Below are 907 nucleotides of genomic sequence, written 5' to 3' on the forward strand. Positions count from 1 at the left end.
TTGACATGAAGTGTCTGACCGGTAATGTATTTTGCCTGATCAGAAGCCAAGAACAAGACTGCATCGGCAATATCTTGCGCTTCACCGAATTTGCCCAAAGAAGTTTGCGCTTCAAAGGTTTTGCGGGTTTCTTCCGGCAGGGCGCGGGTCATATCGGTGTCGATAAAGCCGGGGGCAACGCAGTTGACGGTAATGCCGCGGCTGCCGACTTCACGCGCCATAGATTTGGAGAAGCCGATTAAGCCTGCTTTTGCGGCCGCATAGTTGGTTTGGCCGGCATTGCCCATCACGCCGACAACGGATGTGATGTTGATGATGCGGCCGGTACGCTGTTTCATCATGCCGCGCAATACCGCTTTGGAGGCGCGGAAGACGGATTTGAGGTTAACCTGCATGATGTCGTCCCATTCTTCCTCTTTCATGCGCATTAGGAGGTTGTCACGGGTAATGCCGGCGTTGTTGACCAGAATATCCAGTTTGCCGAATTCTTTCTCGATGTCGGCAATCAGGGTTTCGATGGTTTCAGGTTCGGCAGAATTCAATGCACGGCCTTCGCCGCCCCATTGTGCCAAGCGTTCGCCGATTGCAGCCGCACCGCTCTCACTGGTGGCTGTACCGATAACTTTTGCACCGGCCGCAGCCAAAGTATCGGCAATCGCCGTACCAATACCGCGAGAAGCGCCGGTTACCAAAGCGATTTTGCCGCTCAAATCTTGTGTACTCATGTTTTATTCCTTAATTGCGATTGGAAAAATGGTTTCAGACGGCCTTATTTACCTAGGGAGGGTGCTTGATACCGTCGTTTGTTGATTCTTCGTAATAAATATTCTTTGTAGTATGCCCATGCTTTCTTTTTTTGTGCTTGTTTCCCAATTCGTTTGGCTGGTTGTGTAAATTTACTTTTATG

1 protein-coding gene is annotated in these 907 nt (G+C 50.2%); it reads right to left on the reverse strand.

Annotated elements, in window-relative coordinates:
- On the reverse strand, nt 1-725 hold a 725-nt coding region (fabG, locus tag ACTHS3_RS15455), incomplete at its 3' end, for a 3-oxoacyl-ACP reductase FabG (protein WP_440368433.1).
- Nucleotides 726-907: the final 182 nt, after the last annotated feature.

This window comes from Neisseria sp. P0009.S007 (genome assembly GCF_051962515.1).